This window comes from Arthrobacter sp. ISL-5 (genome assembly GCF_018613835.1).
Taxonomy (GTDB): domain Bacteria; phylum Actinomycetota; class Actinomycetes; order Actinomycetales; family Micrococcaceae; genus Arthrobacter.
The window spans coordinates 115,897-138,380 of the sequence record NZ_JAGGPM010000043.1; the positions used below are offsets into that span (position 1 = coordinate 115,897).

The following is a 22,484-nucleotide window of genomic DNA, read 5'->3' on the forward strand; positions in this document are numbered from 1 at the left end:
AGTCAGGGAGTAACTCAATGACAACAGCATCCAGCAGCCAGGATCTTCTTCCTGCCGATCTCACCATGGGCACCGTCATGCTCAAGGTGGGCGACATGAAGCTGATGACCGACTACTACCAGCGGGCCCTCGGCCTCGACGTCGTGGCAGAGCAGGACGGCGGCCTCTACCTCGGCCGGCTTCAGACGCCGCTGGTCCACCTTGCCCCCGCACCCGGCCTGTTCATCCCCGGCCGGGGCGAAGCGGGCCTCTTCCACACCGCGCTCCTCTTTGACAACCAGGCGGCGCTGGCGGCCACGGTGGCCACCGCCGCGCAGTACGAGCCGCAGTCCTTCACAGGCAGCGCCGACCACCTCGTGAGCGAGGCCTTCTACTTCAGCGACCCCGAGGGCAACGGCATTGAGCTCTACTGGGACCGGCCCCGCGAAACCTGGGACTGGGACGGCAAGACCGTCGTCATGGACAGCCTGGCGCTGCCGCCGCAGCGGTATCTGGAGGACCACCTGACCCAGGAATCGGTGGAAGGCCAGCGCGCCACCGAGGCCGGCGTCGGACACGTGCACCTGCAGGTTGGCGACGTCCAGTCGGCCCACGACTTCTACGTCGGGACGCTCGGGTTCGAAAAAACGGCAGGCTGGCACGGCCAGGCGCTCTTCGTTTCGGCCGGCGGCTACCACCACCACATGGCCATGAATGTCTGGAACAGCCGCGGCGCCGGCCCGCGCCGCGACACCCTGGGCCTGGGGGAGGTCCTGATCGAAGTCCCGTCCGGAGACGACGTCGGGGCCCTCGCGGACCGGCTCAAGGGTGCCGGTGTCGCTGCTCACCACACGGGGGCCGAGCTTCGCTTCGAGGACCCGTGGCGCAACCAGATCCGCGTGGCCGTGCGCTAAGGCCTTCCGGCCAGGCGGGTGCGCCGTGGGTTAGGCTAAATTCGAACAGCCCCGGGCGGCCGCCGCCGCTGCCCCGGGGCACACGCCGTCGACGGAACGAGGACGAACTCCATGGGCTTCACCGAAATATTTGTCGCCACCCACAAGGAAGCCCTCAAGCGCGCCGAAGACCTGGATGGCGGGGGCGCCGCTGCTGGAGCCGGTGTCCGCATTCCCGGCATCAGCGACTTTGAAATCGAACAGCTCGGGGATCTCGCCGGCGCTGCAGTGCACGCGGCCGGGGCCGATTATGAACTGGCCATGGTGGACGTTGCCAGCGACTCCCTCCTCGGCGTGCCGCCAGCCATGGTCCGCGCGCTCGCTGAGCTGCTCAGCTACGAGTCCGAAGGCGAGGGCAACGTCCTTGATGAGGTTGCCGAGCGGTGGGCGGCCGAGGAGGACATGCCCTTCGGCGGCGAGGAGGCCCGGAAGTACGTCCAGCAGCTGGCGGAGCTCGCTGGCAGCGTCGACGAGAACAGCCGGACCGGCCTGTACGTGTGGTCTTCCTGACTGAAACAGGGCCGCTGCGCATGTCAAGTCGAAATAACGCGGCCGATCTGGCACAATAAACAGGTACTCGATCTGCGTGGCCCCTCTCTCCGCGTCTGGATCCTGTCCTTATGAACCCCCTAGTACGGCCCGCCCCACGGGTGCAGAACGCCGGGCTCGACCCCGTTTCAGAAACAGGAGTGACCACAAAAGTGGCCGTAAAGATTCGCCTTAAGCGCTTCGGTAAGATGCGCGCACCGTACTACCGCATCGTCGTTATGGACGCACGCTCCAAGCGTGACGGCCGTGCCATCGAAGAGATCGGCAAGTACCACCCCACCGAAGAGCCCTCATACATCGAGGTCGACTCGGACCGTGCCCAGTACTGGCTCGGCGTCGGCGCACAGCCGTCCGAGCAGGTTTCCGCGATCCTCAAGGTCACGGGTGACTGGCAGAAGTTCAAGGGTCTCCCGGGCCAGGAAGGCACCTTGAAGACCAAGGTTGCCAAGGAAGCCTTCGTTGCCCCGGAAAAGGGTTCCGTGATCATCCCGGAAGCCATCACCAAGAAGGCCAAGGCAGAAGCTCCCGCCGAGGCTGAAGCAGAGACCACCGAGGCTGAGTAAATTGCTGGCAGAAGCGCTCGAACACCTTGTCCGCGGAATCGTTGACTCCCCTGAGGATGTCAAGGTCAGCGCCAAGAACAACCGCCGCGGGGATACCCTCGAGGTGCGCGTTCACCAGGAAGACCTGGGACGGGTAATCGGACGCCAGGGCCGCACCGCCCGCGCACTGCGCACGGTGGTAGCGGCGCTGGCAGATGGCGAGCAGGTCAGGGTCGACGTCGTCGACACCGACCGCCGCCGGTAACGCGCCTGCAACACTTGTCTTGGTCCGGCCCCTTCACCAGCTAACGGTGGAGGGGCCGGACTGCTTTCACGGCGGCAACCCCCCGAATTTTTCAACGCACTCCGAAACAGAGGAACACATGCAGCTTCAGGTGGCACGAATCGGCAAGCCCCATGGAATCCGTGGCGAGGTGACCGTACAGGTGCTCACCGATGCGCCCGGCGACCGGTTCGTCCCCGGCACCGAATTTGTGGTGGAGCCCGCCTCGGTGGGGCCGCTCACCGTTCACAGTGCCCGCTGGAACAAGGACATCCTCCTGCTGGCCTTCGAGGAAATTGAAACCCGGAACGAGGCCGAAACCCTCCGCGGCGCCAAGCTGTTCATCGAGACCGAAGAGCTGGAAGACAACGACGACGAAGGCTGGTACGAGCACGAACTCGTGGGCCTGGAAGCACGGGTCGGGTCGCAGGTGGTGGGCAAGGTCTCCGGCCTGAACACGATGCCGGTGCAGGACCTGCTCGTGGTGAAGACGCCCGACGGCAAGGAGATCCTGATCCCCTTCGTCGAGCAGATCGTCCCCGAAGTCAACGTCGCGGAAGGCTATGTCCTGGTGACGCCGCCGGCCGGCCTCTTCGAGATCAACGTCGAGGACGCAGGCGCTGCTGCCGAGGCCGGGGAGCCCGACGCCGGAGCACCCGAGCCGGGGGCCAAAGCCTAGATGAGAATCGACGTCGTCAGTATTTTTCCCGAGTATCTGGCCCCGCTGGAACTCTCGCTGATCGGCAAGGCCAGGCAGGACGGGCTGCTGGACCTCAACGTCCACGACCTCCGCTCCTTCACCACCGACCGCCACCGCACCGTGGATGACACCCCCTACGGCGGCGGCGCCGGCATGGTCATGAAGGCCGAGCCGTGGGCCCAGGCCCTGGCATCGGTGGCCGCGGCGCAGCCGGCGGACGCCGGCAGCAAACCGGTCCTCATCGTGCCGTCCCCCGCAGGGGAGCGCTTCAACCAGGCGCTGGCCTACGAACTCGCGGAAGAGGACCGTCTGGTTTTCGCCTGCGGCCGCTATGAAGGCATCGACGAACGCGTCATCGAATGGGCGCAGGAGCACTTCACCGTGCGCCCGGTCAGCCTCGGCGACTACGTCCTCAACGGCGGCGAGGTCGCTGTCCTCGCAATGGTGGAGGCCATCGGCAGGCTGCTGCCGGGCGTGGTGGGCAACCCCGAATCCCTCGTGGAGGAGTCCCATTCCGACGGCCTGCTCGAGTATCCCGTCTACACCAAGCCCTCGGTCTGGCGTGAGCGGGAGGTGCCGGCGGTCCTCCTCAGCGGCAACCACGGCAAGATTGCCCAGTGGCGCCGGCACGAGCAGTACCGCCGGACGGCGGAACGCCGGCCTGACCTGCTGGAGACGTTCGACGCCGGAAGTCTTCCCCGCGCGGACCGCACCGCCCTCGCGGACCTGGGGTACGACGTCGTCGATTGCCGGCTCAAGCGCCGCCCGGACTCCGGAAGCGCCGCTTCCGCCTGACTGTCCGCCGCAATTGGCTGTAGACCGTGGAGTGTGGCAAAATTAGTCCTTGTGTCTGCTGGGTCCGCACCTGCCACAGGGGGAGCGTAACCAACAGCAAGGCAACCCGGTACCGCCAATCAGTGGCGGGGCCGGACCACAACACTTTCGGCGGCAATTCACCGGGCCTTATTTCCGGGCTTGGCCGCCGTGACCCAAAGTGAATGACCTGTGGCGTTCACCAGGAGTGGATCAATGCATATCCTCGATTCCGTAGATGCAGCCTCGCTGCGCACCGATGTTCCCCAGTTCCGCGCGGGTGACACCCTCAAGGTTCACGTGAACATCATCGAAGGCAAGAACTCCCGTGTCCAGGTATTCCAGGGCTTCGTCCTGGGCCGCCAGGGTGACGGCATCCGCGAAACCTTCACCGTCCGCAAGGTCTCCTTCGGCGTCGGTGTGGAGCGTACCTTCCCGGTGCACTCCCCGATCATCGACAAGATCGAGCTCGTCACAAAGGGTGACGTGCGCCGCGCCAAGCTTTACTACATGCGTGCACTGCGCGGTAAGGCTGCGAAGATCAAGGAAAAGCGCGACTTCAGCACCGCCAAGTAAGTCCTTCCGGACTTTCACGGCGGGTCCCGAACCCGTATCCGGCCAGCACCGGAGCCATCCGCAACAGCGCCACAGGATACGGACCATGGACCAGACGAAACGCCAGCCAGGGAAACCGGGCTGGCGTTTTGCGTTATTGGCCCTTGCCCTGGCGGTGATCGTCAGCGGGCTGGTCCGCTCGCTGTGGCTGGACGTGTACTACATACCGTCGGCCTCCATGGAACCGCTCTTCGATACCGGCGACAGGATCCTGGTTTCCCGCACCGCCTTCCAGGCGGAGCCGATCCGGCGCGGCGACGTCGTGGTGTTCGACGGCCGCGGCTCGTTTGCACCGCTCAGCAGCGGCTCCGGCCCGCTGGAGGAAGCACTGGCGGCCACCGGGCACTGGCTGGGACTCACCGGCAGTGATACTACATACGTAAAGCGGGTCATCGGTCTTCCCGGCGACCATGTGGTCTGCTGCGACGCCAAACAGCGGCTCACAGTGAACGGCCAGCCGCTCGTGGAACCCTACCTATATGAAGGGGACCCGGCGAGCAGCCAGAAGTTCAACGTGACCGTCCCGGCGGGGCGGCTCTGGCTGCTGGGCGACCACCGCTCCGTGTCGGCCGACTCGCGCAGCCTGCTGGGCGCGCCCGGCGGCGGTATGGTTCGGGAGGACAAGGTGATCGGCCGGCCGGTACAGATCATCTGGCCGCTTGATAGATTTGCGTCAGTGGCGAGGCCGCCGCTGGCGGCCACTACAACAACTAAGGACGGACAGTAGATGCCGGAAAGAGATCCCGGGACTTCCGAGCCGCAGCAGACTGCTGCCCGGCCGGGACGACACGCTTCGGGAGAGCCCGTTTCGGCCGTGTCCGTTCCCGGAGACCCCGCACCCGGAAATCCTGGTTCCGGAGTGCCTGTGTCTGAGGTGCCCGTATCTGGCGTGCCCGCCTCCGGACGGCCGGCAGCCGGCGGGTCCGCAGCCGGCGGGTCCGCAGCCGGCGGGTCCCCGGCCGCAGGCCGGAAGAGGCCGGCTCCTGCCCGCAACCCGTTCCTGCTGTGGCTGAAGGAGATCGCCACGGTGGTGGTGATCGCGGTTGTGCTGTCCTTCCTCATCAAGACGTTCCTGTTCCGCGCGTTCTACATTCCGTCCGAGTCCATGGTGAGCACCCTGGACATCAACGACCGCATCTTCGTCAACCTGCTCGTTCCGGAGCCGTTCGCCCTGGAACGCGGGGACGTCGTGGTGTTCAAGGACACCAAGGGCTGGCTGCCGCCCGCGCCGCAGAAGGCCGACGGGCCGTTCACCTTCGTCGAGGACGGGCTGACCTTCGTGGGCCTGCTGCCGGACAACTCCGAACAGCACCTCGTCAAGCGCGTCATCGGGCTGCCCGGGGACCACGTCATCTGCTGCGACGCCGACGGCAGGCTCACGGTCAACGGGGCGTCGCTGGACGAGACGTACGTCAACCCGGCAGAGGTGCCGCTGGTGCGCAACTTCGACGTCGTGGTGCCGGCCGGCAAGGTCTGGGTCATGGGGGACAACCGCAACCATTCCGCGGACTCCCGTGCCCACACCGACTCCAACGGAGGATTTGTGGACATCGCCGACATCGAGGGCAAAGCCGCCGTCATCGCCTGGCCGCTGAACCGCTGGGCGGCACTGGACAACTACCCCGGCGTCTTCAAGAACGTCCCGTCGGCAGGCTAGCCATGTCCGTTGCACCCACCCTCGACTACGAGAAGCGCTTCCTGCCGCGGGGAGCGCGGTTCCTGGCGGGCGTCGACGAGGTAGGCCGCGGAGCCCTCGCCGGACCCGTGAGCGTGGGAATCGCCGTCGTGGACCTGCGGCAGATGAAGCTCTTGGCGGACGTCCGCGACAGCAAGCTGCTGAAAGCAGCCGACCGTGAACGGCTGGACCCGCTGGTCCGGGCCTGGAGCGTTGCGTGTGCGGTGGGGCACGCCAGCGCCCGGGAAATTGATGAACTGGGCATCATGGGCGCCCTCCGGACGGCCGGGAACCGCGCGTGGTTCGAGATCCTGGGGACGGGCATCACGCCCGATGTGGTCCTGCTGGACGGAAGCCACAACTGGCTGTCGCCGGACGCCCAGCCCTCGCTGTTTGACGAGGTCCTCGTGGATCCGGGCTGCGACGCGCCCGTGCACACCCTGGTCAAGGCCGACATGCAGTGCCTGAGCGTCGCCGCCGCCAGCGTCCTGGCCAAGGTGGAGCGGGACCGCACTATGCAGGATCTGCACCTCGAGTACCCGGCCTTCGGCTGGGACGTCAACAAGGGCTACGGGACGGCAGCGCACCGGGAAGCCATCCGGGCCTCCGGACCCAGCCCGTACCACCGGGTCAGCTGGAACCTGCTGTCTGAGTAGGCATTCCCCGCCGGTGGCCGCTTCTGGGTGCTGCCCGTGCCGGTTAGGGTTCGGCTCTAGGGGGACGGTGCGCGCGGGACGGGCTGCATGGTGCAAGATGGAACCATGAGTGCCGAAGACCTTGAGAACTACGAAACCGACATGGAGCTCCAGCTCTACCGTGAATACCGCGACGTCGTCGGGCTGTTCAGCTACGTGGTCGAGACAGAGCGGCGCTTCTACCTTGCCAACCACGTGGACCTGCAGGCACGCAGCGCCGACGGTGAGGTCTACTTCGACCTCACGCTCCAGGACGCCTGGGTCTGGGACGTGTACCGCTCCGCGCGGTTCGTGAAGAGCGTCCGGGTCATCACGTTCAAGGACGTCAACGTCGAGGAACTTCCGCGCAGCGAGGAGCTCGCACTGCCCAAGGACGTCGATCTGGGCAACTAAGGCGTGTTTGGTAAGTGGTCGGGCTGTGGCCGTTCGCCGTCGTGGCGGTGATCGTGAGCATGCATCGCGGGAAAGTTCGGTGCATCGATGAACTGCCAGCTCCTAGAATGAGTGGGTGAACCTTTCGCATCTCGGCGCGCCGATCGGGCCGATGATTCGCGTCCACGGCGGGTTCGCCAACCGGATGTACCGGCTCGACACCGACCAGGGGTCGTTCGCGGTGAAGGAGTTGAACCTCGTCGACCGCCGCTGGACCTATCGCGTCGAGGACGTGTTCAGGTTTGAGCGGGCGGCCTTCGCTGCCGGCATTCCGATGCCAGAGCCGATCTCGGCCAGCCACTACACGCTCGTTCACCGATGGGTCGAAGGCGAGAAGGTGCCCGAAGCGCCGGTGTCGGCGGCGTACGCGTTTGAGATCGGTGAGATCCTCGCGCGCATCCACGCGCTCGACGTCGCGTGGACCCATGTGTCGATCGAGGACCCGACGTCACGGGACTGGTCCGAGCTCGCCGCGCGGGCGGCGGCGACCGGACAGCCGTGGGCCGACGAGCTCGCCTCTCACGTCGAGACGTTCCTCGCGATTGCCCACTTCGTCGACACCTGCGAACGGCCAGGCCCCGTCGTGCTGACCCACAGGGACATCCAACCGTGGAACCTGCTCGCTCGAGAGGGTCGGCCGGTGGTGCTCGACTGGGAGCTCTCGGGGATGCTCGACCTGTCCAGTGAGCTCGGCTCGACCGCGCTGAGCCTCGCGAAGGGACCTGGCTTCGACGACATCAAGCCCGCCATTTTCCGCTCGGTTCTCGACGGCTATGTCGCGGGGGGCGGAGCGCTGCCGCCGTCAGGTCCAAGCTGGTTTGTGTTCATGATCGGCGGCTGGCTGGGGCACACGAGGTGGAACATCCTTCGGTGCCTCGCCGGTGTCGAGGCGAGCACCGGCCCTGACCTCGCGCTGTCGCACGAGTCCGTGCGCAACGGGGTGCGCGGCCTCCCCGACCTGTTCGGCCGACTTCCGGAGCTCGAGGCGCTGCTCGTGTGACAGTGACCTGCGTCGGTGCTTGGTACGCGGCGTAAGGCGCGCTCCCGATTCCGCTCGGGGCCATAGTCGATGACCTGCACCGACGCGGACGCGCGGACACCCGTCTCGGACCGGCCAGGACACCGGAGGCACGAACGTAATCGCGGGCGTCGCCTGGCGTGACGCGCTCGCAGCAGACGCCGACCGCGGCAAGCCTGCTCTCGATTGTGCGCCTGGATGCGGTTCCGCTTGTGGTGCACCGGCAGCCGGTCGGCACACGAGATCTCCGATGGTGAGGCAGAGGGTCGCTGCGAGGGGAACGAGGGAGAGGTAGCAAGGCGCATCGAGGCCGTTGCGAATTCGACAGCGGAGGACGCATGCGGTACGTACAGTGCGAGCGTGGCATACGACTGGAGGGCGCTCGAGCGGCGGGATCGTGAGCGCGCCGATCGTCTGACCTTCGGGTTGGGTCTCGGATGGGCCGTGCGGGCGTGTCTGAGGTGTTGATCAAGATCGTGAAACGATCTTCGAATGTCTCGTGGCGATCTGACGGATGCACAGTGGGAGCGGCTGGAGCGGTTGTTGCCGCCGATACCGAAGATGGGCCGGCCGCCGAGGGATCGGCGACAGGTCTTCGACGGGATCTGGTGGCGGGGCCCGGACTGGCTCGCCCTGGCGGGACGTGCCCGAGCGATACGGTCCCTGGGAGACGGCGTATGCGGTGTTCCGGCGCTGGCAGATCGACGGGACCTGGCCCAGCATCCTGAAGAAGCTGCAGGTCACGGCCGATGCCGACGGCATCATCGAGTGGGAGGTCTCGATCGACTCCACCGTCTGCCGAGCTCACCAGCACGCCGCCGGGGCCCGCAAAAAGGGGCTCACGATCCGAGCCGGACGCGTCCGGACGGCTTGGCGGCCGAGCCGGACGACCACGGCCTCGGACGCTCGCGCGGCGGGCTGACCACCAAGATTCACCTCGCCGTAGACGCCTCCTTCCACGTTCTCGCCGCCGTCATCACCGCCGGCCAGCGGGGTGACGCACCGGTCTTCGAGCTGGTCATGAACAAGATCCGCGTACCCCGGGTCGGCGGTGGACCTCCGCGCACCCGCCCGGAGCATGTGCTCGCGGACCGGGCGTACTCGTCGCGCCAGATCCGCTCCTACCTGCGCAAACGCGGGATCGCGCACACCATCCCGGAGAAGCGCGATCAGGCCGGCCACCGGATCCGCCGAGGCTCGGCCGGTGGCCGCCCGCCCGGCTTCGACCGCGAGATGTACAAGCGCAGACACAAAGTCGAATGCCGGATCGGCCTGTTGAAGCAGGCCAGAGGCGTCGCGACCAGGTACGACAAGCTCGCCGTCCGCTACGAGTCGACCGTCCAACTCACCCTCATACGGCAAGCCCTGTGACCACATCTCAAACACGTCCTAGGTAGCAGCTCGCGCCTTCCCCGAGGCTGGAACTGAGTGCTGCTGTTGCACCGTTGAACCGGCCGGTTTTGTGTTTTGCCGCGGCGGCCACTCCTCCTCCACACGCACCTTTCTGCCGCCGTTTCACACATAGCCCGATAGGCCCCTGTCCCGCGTGACGGCGCCCCCGCAGTCTTGTTGCGGAGGTAGAAATGAAAGCCAAAGACCTGCTGGGCCGGCGCGGCGAAGAGCTCGCGGCCGCGTACCTGGAATCGCTGGGCATGCTGATCGTGGAGCGCAACTGGCGCTGTCCCGACGGCGAAATCGACATCGTGGCCCTGGACGGCGATGCGCTCATCATCGCGGAAGTGAAAACACGGCGGTCGCTCGCCTACGGCCACCCGTTCGAGGCCGTGGGCTCGGGCAAGCTTGCACGCCTGCACCGGTTGGGCTCAGCCTGGTGCCGCGATCATGAACTCCGGATGCCGCTGCGCCGCGTGGACGTCATTGCCATCCTGGACGACGGCGTGTGCGAGCCGACCCTTGAACACCTCAAGGGGGTGGGGTAGGTGGCGCTGGGACGAACGTACTCGGTGGCCCTGGTGGGGCTGAACGGCTACATCGTGGAGGTCGAGGCCGATATTGGCCAGACCCTGCCCGCCTTCGTCATTCTGGGGCTGCCGGACGCGTCCCTCAACGAAGCCAAGGAACGGATCCGTTCAGCGGCCCAGAACTCCGGCATTCCGCTGAGCCGTCGCAAGATCACGGCCAACCTCATCCCCGCGTCCCTGCCCAAGCGCGGCTCCGGATTCGACCTGGCGATTGCCATGGCCACGCTGCGCGCGGCGGACGACATCAGGCCCACAGGGCGCACGGTCTTCATCGCCGAACTCGGCCTGGACGGACAGCTTCGGCCGGTCCGCGGCGTCCTCCCGGCCGTAATGTCGGCCGTCCAGGCAGGGTACACGGACATCGTTGTCGCCCAGGCCAACGCCGCTGAAGCAGCGCTCGTCCCCGGCGCGCGCGTCCAGGGCTATAAGACCCTGGCGCGGCTCGCCTTCGACTTCGGGGCGGACCCCCAGGAACTCGCCCTCGATTTCGAGCCGGAGGATGAACCCGCCGGTGAAGACTCCGAATCCGTTGGCGGGAGCGTTCCGGACATGTGCGACGTCTCGGGCCAGGGAGATGCGCGCCGCGCCCTCGAAGTGGCTGCCGCGGGCGCCCACCACCTGCTACTCACCGGCCCGCCCGGCGCCGGCAAGACCATGCTGGCGGAACGGCTGCCCGGGCTCCTTCCCGATCTCGGCGACACCGAGGCCATGGAGGTCACAGCCATTCATTCCCTGTGCCAGCTCCCGTCGTCGGCGCTGCAACTGGTCCGGCGCCCGCCTTTTGAGAATCCCCACCATACGGCGACGTCTGCGGCCATCATCGGCGGCGGCTCCGGGCTGCCGCGGCCGGGTGCGGCCTCGCGCGCGCACCGGGGGATTCTCTTCTTGGATGAGGCGCCGGAATACGAGCGCCGGGTGCTGGACGCACTCCGGCAGCCACTCGAGAGCGGCGAGCTTGTGATCCACCGTTCGGCAGGCACCGCCGCCTACCCGGCACGCTTCCAGCTGGTTCTGGCTGCCAATCCCTGCCCGTGCGGCAAAGCCTCGGGCAAGGGCGTCGAATGCACCTGTACGCCCACGATGCGGCGCCGATACTTGGCGCGCATGTCCGGACCGTTGCTCGACCGGGTGGATATCCAGCTGCAGGTGGACCGGGTTTCCCTGGCGGACTTCGGCCAGTCCGGGGGCGAGGAGGACACCGCGACGGTCGGAGGCCGGGTGCTTGCCGCCCGGGCGCGCCAGCTTCAGAGGCTTCATCCCCTCGGAATGGAAACCAATTCGCAGGTGCCAGGAAGGGTGCTTCGGGGCGACTTGAGGCTCGCACCGGCAACCACGCGCATCCTGGACCATTCCCTCGAACGGGGCGTGCTCACGGCCCGTGGTTATGACCGGGTGCTCCGGCTCGGCTGGACGCTGGCCGATCTCGGCGGCAGGGAGCAGCCGGACGCGAACGACATCGGACAGGCGCTGAGCCTCCGCCAGGTTGCTTCGGCAGCCGCCTGAAAGGAACCCACATGGAGAACGAGAGACTGGCGCGCGCCGCCCTGTCCAGGCTGATGGAACCGCAGGATGCGGCAGGACTTGCACTGGTGCAGGTCGCCGGCGCCCTGGACGCGCTGGGGATTGCCACCGGCGAGCTGAGCTACGGCCCGGCCCTCGAACAGGAAATCACGAGTGTTCTGGCAGAGCATGGCTCCGTGACGTCGTGGGCCGGCATGGCTGCGGCCCTGAAACGCTGGGCGCCCAGAATTCCGGACCTTGCACCGGAACGCGACCTGGCGACGCTGGAGCGGCTGGGCGGCCGGATGATCATTCCGGGAGACGACCTGTGGCCGGGGCAACTGGGGGATCTTGGCATTCACGAGCCCATCTGCCTGTGGTGGAGGGGAGTCGAACTGGAACTGCCGCCGGCGGCGAAGTCGGTCGCGCTGGTTGGTTCCCGGGACAGCACCAGTTACGGGGCGTCGGTCACCGGAGACCTTGCCTACTCGCTCGCCCAGCGGGGGTTCACCGTGGTGTCCGGGGGCGCCTATGGCATCGATGCACACGCGCACCGCGCTGCCTTGGCGGGAGGCTCAGGCCCGATGCCGACCATTGCGGTGATGGCCGGCGGGGTGGACCGCTTCTACCCCTCCGGAAACGAGGACCTGCTGCGGGCCGTGGCCAACCAGGGGGCCGTCATAGCCGAGGTGCCGCCCGGCTCGGCACCCACGCGCTACAGGTTCCTGCAGCGAAACAGGATTATCGCGGCGCTGGCGTCGGTGACTGTCGTTGTGGAGGCCAGATGGAGGTCCGGCGCGCTGAACACGGCGCACCACGCCGAATCGCTCGGAAGGGCCGTAGGAGCCGTTCCGGGATCGGTCCACAGCGCCAACTCTGCCGGTTGTCACAGGCTCTTGCGTGAGGGCGGCGCGATATGCGTTACCGACGCAGCCGAGATCGCGGAACTGGCCTCGCCGAGCGGGGAGTCCCTGCCCGACGTGCGGGCGGGCAGGTCCGCCGACCACGACGGCCTGACGCTTGAGGACCTGATTCTGCTCGACGCCCTTCCGCTCAGGTCAACCAGCTCCGTCGAGAAGCTGAGCAGCGTTGCCGGCCTCGGCGTCGAATCGGTCCGGGCAGGCCTGGGCAGGCTGAATCTGCTGGGCCTTGCCGAGTCAGGGGCCGGTGGCTGGAAGAGAACCAGGAGCGCCGGCTGATGACGGGTAGTGGCCGCCGCGGCGCGCCGGGTGCCCTCCTTGAATGCCCGCCAAATGCTGGGAAAGTGGGAGCGTGGAGAAAGAAGAACTGCCGCCGGCGCTTGCCCTGGCTATCACCGGATTTGGGCGGTACCTGACCGGTGAGAGGGCACGGTCCGCACACACGGTGCGCGCCTACCTTTCGGACCTCGGAAGTCTGCTGGCCCACGCAGCCACGGAGGGCGTCACGGATCTGGGGGAGCTGGAACTCGGGACGCTGAGGCGATGGCTTGGAGCCCAGAGCGAGTCTGGCGTGTCCCGTTCTACGCTGGCGCGCCGGTCGGCCACCGCCCGGAGTTTCACGGCGTGGGCGTTGCGCGAGGAGCTTATCGACGCCGACCCGTCGTTGCGCCTGAAGGCACCGAAGAAGGAGCGCTCCTTGCCCGGCGTGCTTCAGCAGCAGCAGCTGGTCCGGCTGCTGACCGGACTGAAGGAGGCAGCGCAGGACGGTTCCCCGATGCCGCTGCGTGACCGGGCCATCGTTGAACTGCTCTATGCCACGGGTATCCGCGTCGGCGAGCTCGCGGGTCTCGATGTTGACGACCTCGATCCCGACCGAAGGACCCTGCGTGTGCTGGGTAAGGGCAACAAGGAGCGGACCGTTCCCTACGGGCTGCCGGCCGCGCTCGCCGTCGACGACTGGCTGCGCCGTGGCCGCGGAAAACTCGCCTCGGCGGGCAGCGGGCCTGCGCTGTTCCTCGGTGTACGGGGCGGCAGGGTGGACCAGCGCCAGGTGCGGAGCGTCGTGAAGGGCCTCTTCGAGGCCTTGGGCGATACGGCCTCCACCGGTCCACACGCGCTGCGGCATACGGCCGCCACCCACCTGCTCGACGGCGGCGCCGATCTGAGGGCCGTGCAGGAAATCCTGGGCCACAGCAGCCTGGCCACCACCCAGATCTACACCCATGTGTCAGTGGACCGGCTGCGGAACAGTTACCAGCAGGCCCACCCGCGCGCCTAAGTTGCGTTATGCGGCTCCCGATGAACACCCCGGCTACGGCGCGCCGAATTGCACTGGCGTAATTCGGCAGGGTACGGCACAATAAGACCCAGGTCCGAACTTTCAAGTTGTGCTTTAAGCCAGCGGCTTTTGGCGCTCTTGCGAGTCCGGCATTATTTTCATAGATTGGCAGGAATTACCGGCGCCACGCGGCACCCTGAGCAGCAAACATCCATCCATGAAGGTCGTTGGGGAAGACGTACCTACAGCTATGGAGGATGGAATGTCTGTTGCAATGACCCGCGGTGTGCTGTTTATTCACTCGGCCCCTACCGCACTGTGCCCTCACGTTGAGTGGGCCATCGGATCTGTCGTGGACAAGCGCACAGATCTGGAATGGACCGCTCAGCCCGCCGCACCCGGCATGTTCCGCTCGGAGCTGTCTTGGACCGGCGCGCAGGGGACAGGTGCGCAGCTGGCGTCTGCCCTGCGGGGCTGGGCTCACCTGCGCTTCGAGGTCACCGAAGAGCCTAGCCAGGGTGTGGACGGCGGCCGCTGGTCCCATACTCCTGAGCTGGGCATTTTCCATGCCGTGACGGATGTCCACGGCAACATCATGGTCTCGGAAGACCGCATCCGCTACGCTTACGAGTCCGGTGCGGGCGATCCCTCGGCCGTTTACCACGAGCTTTCCCTCGCCCTCGGCGAGGCGTGGGACGAGGAGCTCGAACCCTTCCGGCACGCTGCCGAAGGCGCACCTGTGCGCTGGCTGCATCAGGTGGGCTGACGCGCCGCCCAAGAAGCCATACCGGCGGCACCGGCACGCAGCCCCGCCAGCGAACTGCCCAGCCGGCAAAGGGCCCCGTCGCAGCGAAGCCGCGCCGCCGGCCAAACATCCCCATAGCAACGAAGAGGCCCCCGCCAACCTGAACTGGAGCAGTTCAACCGGCGGGGGCTTCTTCAGCGGTCCGTCGTGATCACACGCTGCGGACGGCGATGACGGCGTTGTGCCCGCCGAAGCCGAACGAGTTGCTCAGTGCCACGATGTCTCCGGCGGGAAGAGCGCGGGAGGAGGTGACGACGTCGAGCGGGATCTCCGGATCCTGGTTCTCGAGGTTGATGGTGAGCGGGGCCTTGCGCTCGTACACGGCCAGCACCGTGAGGACGGCCTCAACGGCACCGGATGCACCCAGCAGGTGGCCCATCTGTGACTTGGTGGCAGATACCGCCACGTTGTCCACGTGCGATCCCAGTGCGGCGCGCAGCGCGGTGTACTCGGGCTTGTCGCCCACCGGGGTGGAGGTGGCGTGGGCGTTGACGTGCACCACGTCCTCGGCCTGGATCCGGCCGTCGAACATGGCAGCCTTCAGGGCGCGGGTGGCACCGAGGCCTTGGGGGTCCGGGGCGGTGATGTGGTACGAGTCGGACGTCACGGACGTGCCGGCCAGTTCGGCGTAGATCCGCGCTCCGCGGGCCAGGGCGTGCTCCTCGGCTTCGAGTACCAGGGCGCCCGCACCCTCACCCATGACGAAGCCGTCGCGGCCCAGGTCGTAGGGGCGTGAGGCGTGCTCGGGATCGTCGTTGCGGCGGGAGAGTGCCTGCATCGAGGAGAACGCGGCCAGGGGCATCGGGTGGATGGCGGCTTCGGCGCCGCCGCACATGACCACGTCGGCCTTGCCGGAGCGGATCAGGTCCAGGCCGAGGTGCAGGGCTTCCGTGCCGGAGGCGCAGGCGGAAACGGGCGTGTGCGCGCCGGCCCGGGCACCCAGGTCAAGGCTCACTGCGGCGGCCACGCCGTTGGGCATGAGCATGGGGACGGTCATGGGCAGGACCCGGCGGGGTCCCTTCTCCTTTAGCGTGTCCCACGCGTCGAGGAGGGTCCAGACGCCGCCGATGCCGGTGGCGAACGCAACGGCCAGGCGGTCGTGGTCAACTTCGGTGATGCCGGAATCAGCCCAGGCCTCACGGGCAGCAATAACGCCGAACTGGGTGGACGGGTCCATGCGCTTGGCCTCGACGCGGCTCAGGACGTCAAGGGCGGGGGTGGAGCAGCGGGCGGCGAAGTGGACCGGCAGTTCGTACTTGGCTACCCAGTCATCTTCGAGCGTGTGTGCGCCGGAGACCCCCTTCAGCGCGTTCTTCCACATAGTGGGTACATCGCCGCCGATGGGCGTGGTGGCACCCAGACCGGTAATGACTACTTTGCGTGTCATGGGATCACTCTCTGTCGGTGCGCGTGCCGTGTCCTGTGCTGCTGGGCCGGGGGCCTGAGTCGGGGGCGTGCGGAGGGGGTCTGCGAGAAAATTCTGTGGTGGTGCTTCGGCTGGCCGGTCCGGGTACGTGTTGTCCGGGCCGGCCAGCCGGGTTCAGCCGATGTGCGGCTGGGGCCTTATCAGGCTGCCTGTGCGCCGGAGATGAAGCTGACGGCGTCGCCGACGGTCTTGAGGTTCTTGACCTCTTCGTCCGGGATGCGGACGCCGAACTTCTCTTCAGCGTTGACGACGATCGTCATCATGGAGATGGAGTCGATGTCCAGGTCCTCGGTGAAGGACTTGTCCATCTCGACTGCTTCGGGGGCCAGGCCGGTCTCTTCGTTGACGATTTCAGCCAGTCCGGCCAGGATTTCTTCGTTGCTAGCCATTGATGGCTCCTTTTCTTGTTATTGCCGGCAGGGGATGCCGGAAATGATGCAAACCGCGGTTGCGGCTTGGTTTGGGTATTCCTAAGGAAGGACAACTACCTGGGCGCCGAAGACCAGCCCGGCGCCGAAGCCGATCTGCAGGGCCAGGCCGCCGCTCAGCTCCGGGTTTTCCTGGAGCAGGCGGTGTGTGGCCAGGGGGATGGACGCGGCCGATGTGTTGCCGGCGTCGGCGATGTCCCGGGCCACGGTGACGGTTTCCGGGAGCTTGAGCTTTTTGACCATTTCGTCGATGATCCGCATGTTGGCCTGGTGCGGAATGAAGGCCACCAGGTCCTCGGCCTGGATGCCGGCGGCATCCAGGGCCTGCTGGGCCACCTTCGCCATCTCCCACACGGCCCAGCGGAACACGGTCTGGCCGTCCTGGCGCAGAGTGGGCCAGATGGCGGCGTCGGTGACGGCCACTTCCTCCGGGCTGAGGGCGCTGGTCTGCTGCGTGGGGCCGCCTTGGTGGGCGGCGGAGTATTCGCGCACATCCAGCAGTGAGTGGGTCATGCCGATTGCGTCCCACTTGCTGCCGTCCGAACCCCAGACGGACGGACCGATCCCCGGCGTCTCGGACGGGCCGATCACGACCGCGCCGGCGCCGTCTCCCAGCAGGAAGGAGATGGTGCGCTCGGTGTTGTCGATGACGTCGGAGAGCTTTTCGGCGCCAACCACGAGCACATACTGTGCGGTGCCGGACCGGACCAGCGCGTCGCCCTGGGCAATGCCGTAGCAGTAGCCGGCGCAGGCGGCGGAGATGTCGAAGGCCGGGGCCGGCGTCGCGCCGAGGCGGTTCGCGAGGCTTGCGGCCGCTGACGGCGTGGCGTACGGGTGCGTCACCGTGGAGACAATCACTGCGCCGAGCTGGGAGGCCTCGATGCCGGCCTTCGCCAGCGCCTCGCGGGCGGCGCCTTCGGCCATGTCGATGACGCTGACGTCCGCGGGCGCCCGGTGGCGGGTGATGATGCCCGTGCGCTGGCGGATCCATTCATCGGAGGAATCGATCCACTGGCACACGTCGTCGTTGGTCACGATGACATCGGGGCGGTAGGCGCCGATCCCCAGAATGCGGGTGTGCTCGTTGGCCGGTGACTGCTTCAGCGTGGGAACGCTCATGCCTGTCCTTCCAGTTCTGCGAATAGTGCAAGGGCTGCGGACAGGTCTTCGGGGGTTTTCACGGCGACGGTCTTCACGCCCGGCATGCCGCGTTTCGCGAGGCCGGCCAGGGTGCCTGCCGGCGCCAGTTCGATCAGGCCCGTAACGCCCCGCTGCACGAGCGACTCCATGCACTGGTCCCAGCGGACCGGGCGGGATACCTGCGCGATCAGGCGGTCGACGGCGGCCGCGCCGTCCGTGACCTCCTGGCCGTCGAAGTTGGACAGGAGCGGCACTGCCGGGGCCTGCGGCTGCAGCTCGGGCTTCAGGGACTCCAGCGCGCTCACGGCCGGTGACATGTGCGAGGTGTGGAAGGCTCCGGCCACCTTGAGCGGGATGACGCGTGCCTTGGCCGGGGGATTCTCCGCCAGGGCCTTGAGCTGATCGAAGGTTCCGGCGGCAACAACCTGGCCGGCACCGTTGACGTTGGCCGGCGTGGCGCCTGCGGCTTCGATGGCCGCGAGGACCTCGGCGGGGTCCCCGCCCACCACGGCACTCATGCCTGTGGGCGTGACAGCGGCGGCCTCGGCCATGCTGTTGGCGCGGACACGAACGAATGTCATGGCTTCTTTTTCGGTCAGCACGCCGGCCAGGGCCGACGCCGTGATCTCTCCGACCGAATGTCCGGCCAGGATGACCGGAAGCGAGCTGAGTTCGACGTCGAACAGCGACTTCGCGGCCACGAGCCCGGCGGCCACGATCAGGGGCTGCGCGACGGCGGTGTCCTTGATGGTGTCCTCATCGGACGTGGTCCCGTGCGCCGTGAGGTCGATGCCTGCGATTTCGCTGAGGGAGGCCAGATGGCCTGCTACGGAAGGCAGTTCCAGCCAAGGGGCCAAGAATCCGGGGGTCTGTGAGCCCTGTCCAGGGCAGACGATTGCAAGCACGTATCCAGCTTTCCAAATTACCGCGTGATCCATGGTGTTTCCGTACACCAAGCTCACTGGGTCAGTTTGTAGGAAGTCTACAACGGTTCAGTTCGAGTTCCGCGCCGAATGGCGCTCCACGGCGGGCTTGGGCGGCGTGGAGAGCCGCCCTACGACGAGCGCGGCCTGAAGCACGAAGGCCTCCCGGGGGAGCAGCGGATCCCAGCCCGTGACGTCACAAACGCGCTTGAGGCGGTAGCGGACCGTGTTGGCATGAACGAAGAGTTCCCGCGCGGTGGCCTCGAGCGAGTGTCCCAGCTCGAGGTACGTGCCGAGGGTTTCCACCAGGCCGTTGGAGGCGGCCAGCAGCGGCCGGTAAATGTTCTTCACCAGCGACCGGCGCGCCGCGTCATCGCCGGAAATGACCCGCTCGGGAAGAAGATCATCCGCGGCCACCGGGCGCGGCGCCGACGGCCAGGCCCGCGCCGCGGTGAGCCCGGCGAACGCCGATTGCGCCGAGCTGCTGGCCTCGAGCAGTGAACTCGCCTCGGCGCCGTAGACCACGGGACCCGGCGCGAACATCTCGCTCAGCTTCAGGTACGCCGTCTCGCGGTCGTGGACGCCGCCGAGAATCAGGATCAGGCGGTCACCCTGAATGCCCACGAGTGCGTCTTCCGCGTACCGGCCCGCGGTCCGCCGGAGCTCGCTCACGTAGCTGGCGCTGGGTTCCGACGGCGAGTTCCCCACCATCACGGTGAAGCGCTCCTGGGCCTTCCAGCCGAGGGCGGCGATCCTGGACCGCAGCGCATCGGTGTTTTCGCCGCGCAGGATGGCGTCCACGATCAGGGCTTCGAGCCGGGTGTCCCACGACCCGCGGGACTCCGCGGCCCTCGCGTACACATCGGCGGCGGCAAAGGCGACTTCGCGTGAGTACCGCAGCACGGCCTCCCGCAGCGACGGCTGGTCCGCCTCGGGGGCGATGACGGGGACCTGGTCCTCGACCACTTCCACTACAATCCGGATCAGCTGGAGCGCCTTCTGGAGGCTGATGGAGCGGGTGAGCTCGGTAGGGGCCGTGCCAAAGACGTCGGAGAGGATCCAGGACGGGGAACTGGGCCGCTCGTACCAGGTGACGAACGCCGCGATGCCGTTCTGCGCCACGAGTCCCAACGCTGAGCGTTCGTCGGAGCTGAGCCGGCTATACCAAGGCAGTGACTTTTCCAACTGCCGCATGGTGGTGGTGGACAACTGGCCCACACTGGCCCGGAGCTTTTTCAGGGTCTCTGTCTTTTCCGGCGTCATGGTGCGAGACGGCGGTTTGCGCTTGGCAGGGGCGGAAGTGGGCTCGGGCATGCATCGAGCATACGGGGCCAGCCCGGCAAGCTCCATTTTGTGCAAAGGCTACAACTGCGGTTGCGCTGCATCACAGCACGGTGTGAGCACGGCATCAGCACCGCCGCAGTGCGTCAAAACGACGACGACGGCACCCACCTTTGGTGAGGACCGTCGTCGTCGTTTTGTTGCGCAGAGCGGGAACTCCGCTGGTTGGGCTTGTCGAAACCCGGTTTCGACAAGCCCAACCAGCAACAGTTAGGACTCGCCGCCCGCGTTGCCGGTGGTGCCGGCATTGACGTCGAGCAGGCGGTACTTCTCAATCGCCTGCGCAGGGGCCTGGGCGTCAACCTCGCCGCGGCGGGCCAGCATCTCCAGCGAACGGACCACTACCGAGTGGGTGTCGTTCTTGAAGAAGCGGCGAGCGGCGGCACGGGTGTCGGAGAAGCCGAAGCCGTCGGCGCCGAGCGAGGCGAACTCGTTCGGCAGGAACTGGCGGATCTGGTCCGGGACGGCCTTCATGTAGTCCGAGACCGCCACGATCGGACCGGTTGCCCCGGCGAGCTGCTGGGCCACAAACGGCACCCGTGCGGGCTGTCCGGGGTTCAGGAACGCCTCTTCCTCGGCGGCGAGGCCGTCGCGGCGCAGTTCGTTCCAGGAGGTCACGGACCAGACGTCCGCGGAGACGCCCCAGTCCTCGGCCAGGATCCGCTGGGCGTCCAGCGCCCACGGCACCGACACGCCGGAGGCCAGGATCTGCGTGCGCGGGCCGTCGATCTTGGCCGGCGCCAGCAGGTAGATGCCCTTCAGGACTCCCTCAACGTCCAGTTCATCCGGCTCGGCCGGCTGGGTGATGGGCTCGTTGTAGACCGTGAGGTAGTACATCAGGTTCCGGTCCGTTGAGTCCGGACCGTACATGCGCTCCAGGCCGTCCCGCACGATGTGGCCGATTTCGTACCCATAGGCGGGGTCGTAGGTGACCACTGCCGGGTTCGTGGAGGCGAGCAGCGGCGAGTGGCCGTCGGCGTGCTGGAGTCCTTCACCGGTGAGGGTGGTCCGTCCTGCGGTGGCGCCGATGATGAAGCCGCGGGTCATCTGGTCCGCGGCGGCCCAGAAGGCGTCGCCGGTGCGCTGGAAGCCGAACATGGAGTAAAACACGTAGACCGGGACCAGCGGCACGCCGTGGGTGGCGTAGGCGGTTCCGGCGGCGGTGAACGCCGCCACGGCGCCGGCTTCATTGATGCCGGGGTGGATCAGCTGGCCCTGGGCGGATTCCTTGTAGGCCAGGACCAGGTCCCGGTCTACGGACAGGTAGTTCTGACCTTTGGGGTTGTAGATCTTTGCCGTGGGGAAGAACGCATCCATGCCGAACGTGCGGGCCTCGTCCGGGATGATCGGCGCGATGTGCTTGCCGAAGTTCTTGTCCCGCATCAGGTCCTTGAGCAGGCGGACGAATGCCATGGTGGTGGCGGCCTGCTGCTTGCCCGAACCCCGCTTGGCCACCTCATAGGTCTTGGCCTCGGGCAGCGCGATGTCGGAGTGCTTGGCACGGCGTTCCGGCACGCTACCGCCGAGCGCGGCGCGGCGTTCCATCATGTACTGGATTTCCGGTGCGTCCGTACCCGGGTGGAAGTACGGCGGCTGGTACGGATCCTTTTCGAGCTGCTCATCCGTGACCGGGATCCGCAGGTGGTCGCGGAACTTCTTCAGGTCGTCGAGGGTGAGCTTCTTCATCTGGTGGGTGGCGTTGCGGCCTTCGAAGTGCGGGCCGAGTCCGTAGCCCTTGACCGTCTTGGCCAGGATCACGGTGGGCTTGCCCGTGAATTCGGTCGCGGCCTTGTACGCGGCGTAGACCTTGCGGTAGTCGTGGCCGCCGCGCTTGAGGCCCCAGATCTGGTCATCGGTCAGGTCCGCGACCATGTCCTTGGTCTGCGGGGTTTTCCCGAAGAAGTGTTCGCGGACGAACCCGCCGGATTCGGCCTTGTAGGTCTGGTAGTCCCCGTCCGGGGTCTCGTTCATGATCTTCACCAGCGACCCGTCGGAGTCCCTGGTGAGCAGGTCATCCCATTCCCGGCCCCAGACGACCTTGATGACGTTCCAGCCCGCGCCGCGGAAGAACGCCTCGAGTTCCTGCATGATCTTGCCGTTGCCGCGCACCGGCCCGTCCAGGCGCTGGAGGTTGCAGTTGATCACGAAGTTCAGGTTGTCCAGGTTCTCGTTCGCGGCGAGCTGGAGCAGGCCGCGGGACTCGGGCTCGTCCATTTCGCCGTCGCCCAGGAACGCCCAGACCTGCTGCTCGGCGGTGTCTTTCAGGCCGCGGTTGTGCAGGTACCGGTTGGACTGGGCCTGGTAGATCGCGTTCATCGGCCCGATGCCCATCGACACGGTCGGGAACTCCCAGAACTCGGGCATCAGCCGCGGGTGCGGGTAGGAGGACAGGGCGTGCCCGGCCTTGGACTTTTCCTGCCGGAACCCGTCCAGGTCCTGCTCGGTCAGCCGGCCTTCCATGAATGCCCGGGCGTACATGCCGGGGG

At 67.0% G+C, this 22,484-nt stretch carries 23 protein-coding genes and 1 pseudogene; 18 read left to right on the forward strand and 6 right to left on the reverse strand.

Annotation, left to right across the window (positions count from 1 at the left end; translation table 11 throughout):
* Positions 1 to 17 precede the first annotated feature (17 nt).
* The 18 genes and pseudogenes from J7I89_RS21785 (at position 18) to J7I89_RS21870 (ending at position 14,701) form a co-directional block, all read left to right on the forward strand.
* Positions 18 to 893, forward strand: coding sequence for a VOC family protein (locus J7I89_RS21785; RefSeq protein ID WP_214974676.1), 876 nt, complete (start codon positions 18 to 20; stop codon positions 891 to 893).
* A 111-nt stretch (positions 894 to 1,004) separates the two neighbouring features.
* On the forward strand, positions 1,005 to 1,442 hold the full coding sequence (locus J7I89_RS21790) for a hypothetical protein (protein WP_214974678.1): 438 nt from the start codon (positions 1,005 to 1,007) through the stop codon (positions 1,440 to 1,442).
* A 191-nt stretch (positions 1,443 to 1,633) separates the two neighbouring features.
* Positions 1,634 to 2,044: a 30S ribosomal protein S16 gene (gene rpsP, locus J7I89_RS21795; protein WP_214974680.1), complete on the forward strand. Its 411-nt coding sequence runs from the start codon at positions 1,634 to 1,636 to the stop codon at positions 2,042 to 2,044.
* A gap of 1 nt (position 2,045) precedes the next feature.
* Positions 2,046 to 2,288: an RNA-binding protein gene (locus J7I89_RS21800; protein WP_076802241.1), complete on the forward strand. Its 243-nt coding sequence runs from the start codon at positions 2,046 to 2,048 to the stop codon at positions 2,286 to 2,288.
* A gap of 118 nt (positions 2,289 to 2,406) precedes the next feature.
* The gene (gene rimM / locus J7I89_RS21805; RefSeq protein ID WP_214974682.1) at positions 2,407 to 2,985 is read left to right on the forward strand and encodes a ribosome maturation factor RimM; all 579 of its coding nucleotides are present in this window, start codon (positions 2,407 to 2,409) and stop codon (positions 2,983 to 2,985) included.
* Positions 2,986 to 3,801: a tRNA (guanosine(37)-N1)-methyltransferase TrmD gene (gene trmD / locus J7I89_RS21810; RefSeq protein WP_214974684.1), complete on the forward strand. Its 816-nt coding sequence runs from the start codon at positions 2,986 to 2,988 to the stop codon at positions 3,799 to 3,801.
* Positions 3,802 to 4,035: 234 nt separating this feature from the next.
* Positions 4,036 to 4,395, forward strand: coding sequence for a 50S ribosomal protein L19 (rplS, locus tag J7I89_RS21815; protein WP_104042125.1), 360 nt, complete (start codon positions 4,036 to 4,038; stop codon positions 4,393 to 4,395).
* Positions 4,396 to 4,480: 85 nt separating this feature from the next.
* Positions 4,481 to 5,161: a signal peptidase I gene (gene lepB / locus J7I89_RS21820; protein ID WP_214974685.1), complete on the forward strand. Its 681-nt coding sequence runs from the start codon at positions 4,481 to 4,483 to the stop codon at positions 5,159 to 5,161.
* Entirely contained in the window at positions 5,162 to 6,091 is a 930-nt protein-coding gene (gene lepB, locus J7I89_RS21825; protein ID WP_251045675.1) for a signal peptidase I, read from the forward strand.
* Positions 6,092 to 6,093: 2 nt separating this feature from the next.
* The gene (locus J7I89_RS21830) at positions 6,094 to 6,765 is read left to right on the forward strand and encodes a ribonuclease HII (RefSeq protein ID WP_214974689.1); all 672 of its coding nucleotides are present in this window, start codon (positions 6,094 to 6,096) and stop codon (positions 6,763 to 6,765) included.
* A gap of 105 nt (positions 6,766 to 6,870) precedes the next feature.
* Positions 6,871 to 7,197 (forward strand): DUF2469 domain-containing protein, encoded by a 327-nt coding sequence (locus J7I89_RS21835; protein WP_056632617.1) that lies wholly within the window; start codon positions 6,871 to 6,873, stop codon positions 7,195 to 7,197.
* 115 nt (positions 7,198 to 7,312) lie between these two features.
* Positions 7,313 to 8,236: a phosphotransferase family protein gene (locus J7I89_RS21840; protein WP_214974691.1), complete on the forward strand. Its 924-nt coding sequence runs from the start codon at positions 7,313 to 7,315 to the stop codon at positions 8,234 to 8,236.
* A gap of 510 nt (positions 8,237 to 8,746) precedes the next feature.
* Positions 8,747 to 9,625 (forward strand): annotated as a pseudogene (locus J7I89_RS21845) (IS5 family transposase).
* A gap of 212 nt (positions 9,626 to 9,837) precedes the next feature.
* Positions 9,838 to 10,194, forward strand: coding sequence for a YraN family protein (locus J7I89_RS21850; protein WP_214974692.1), 357 nt, complete (start codon positions 9,838 to 9,840; stop codon positions 10,192 to 10,194).
* Positions 10,195 to 11,739, forward strand: a complete 1,545-nt coding sequence (locus J7I89_RS21855; protein WP_214974693.1) for a YifB family Mg chelatase-like AAA ATPase — start codon at positions 10,195 to 10,197, stop codon at positions 11,737 to 11,739.
* A gap of 11 nt (positions 11,740 to 11,750) precedes the next feature.
* The gene (gene dprA, locus J7I89_RS21860) at positions 11,751 to 12,935 is read left to right on the forward strand and encodes a DNA-processing protein DprA (RefSeq protein ID WP_214974695.1); all 1,185 of its coding nucleotides are present in this window, start codon (positions 11,751 to 11,753) and stop codon (positions 12,933 to 12,935) included.
* 73 nt (positions 12,936 to 13,008) lie between these two features.
* Positions 13,009 to 13,935 carry a tyrosine recombinase XerC gene (locus J7I89_RS21865; RefSeq protein ID WP_214974697.1) on the forward strand — a complete coding sequence of 309 codons (927 nt, stop codon included), beginning with the start codon at positions 13,009 to 13,011 and terminating at the stop codon, positions 13,933 to 13,935.
* A 262-nt stretch (positions 13,936 to 14,197) separates the two neighbouring features.
* Positions 14,198 to 14,701 (forward strand): DUF3145 domain-containing protein, encoded by a 504-nt coding sequence (locus J7I89_RS21870; RefSeq protein WP_078026576.1) that lies wholly within the window; start codon positions 14,198 to 14,200, stop codon positions 14,699 to 14,701.
* A gap of 190 nt (positions 14,702 to 14,891) precedes the next feature.
* Here J7I89_RS21870 and J7I89_RS21875 read toward each other — a convergent pair whose 3' ends face one another.
* The 6 genes from J7I89_RS21875 to aceE form a co-directional block, all read right to left on the reverse strand.
* Positions 14,892 to 16,127 carry a beta-ketoacyl synthase gene (locus tag J7I89_RS21875; RefSeq protein ID WP_214974699.1) on the reverse strand — a complete coding sequence of 412 codons (1,236 nt, stop codon included), beginning with the start codon at positions 16,125 to 16,127 and terminating at the stop codon, positions 14,892 to 14,894.
* A 179-nt stretch (positions 16,128 to 16,306) separates the two neighbouring features.
* Positions 16,307 to 16,555, reverse strand: a complete 249-nt coding sequence (locus J7I89_RS21880) for an acyl carrier protein (RefSeq protein ID WP_214974701.1) — start codon at positions 16,553 to 16,555, stop codon at positions 16,307 to 16,309.
* 81 nt (positions 16,556 to 16,636) lie between these two features.
* Entirely contained in the window at positions 16,637 to 17,713 is a 1,077-nt protein-coding gene (locus J7I89_RS21885) for a beta-ketoacyl-ACP synthase III (protein WP_214974709.1), read from the reverse strand.
* Positions 17,710 to 18,639 carry an ACP S-malonyltransferase gene (locus J7I89_RS21890; protein ID WP_214974711.1) on the reverse strand — a complete coding sequence of 310 codons (930 nt, stop codon included), beginning with the start codon at positions 18,637 to 18,639 and terminating at the stop codon, positions 17,710 to 17,712. The genes J7I89_RS21885 and J7I89_RS21890 overlap by 4 nt, the downstream gene beginning before the upstream one ends.
* 87 nt (positions 18,640 to 18,726) lie before the next feature.
* Positions 18,727 to 19,971, reverse strand: coding sequence for a CdaR family transcriptional regulator (locus J7I89_RS21895; RefSeq protein WP_214974713.1), 1,245 nt, complete (start codon positions 19,969 to 19,971; stop codon positions 18,727 to 18,729).
* A gap of 237 nt (positions 19,972 to 20,208) precedes the next feature.
* A partial coding sequence (gene aceE, locus J7I89_RS21900) for a pyruvate dehydrogenase (acetyl-transferring), homodimeric type (protein WP_214974715.1) occupies positions 20,209 to 22,484 on the reverse strand: 2,276 nt, incomplete at its 5' end.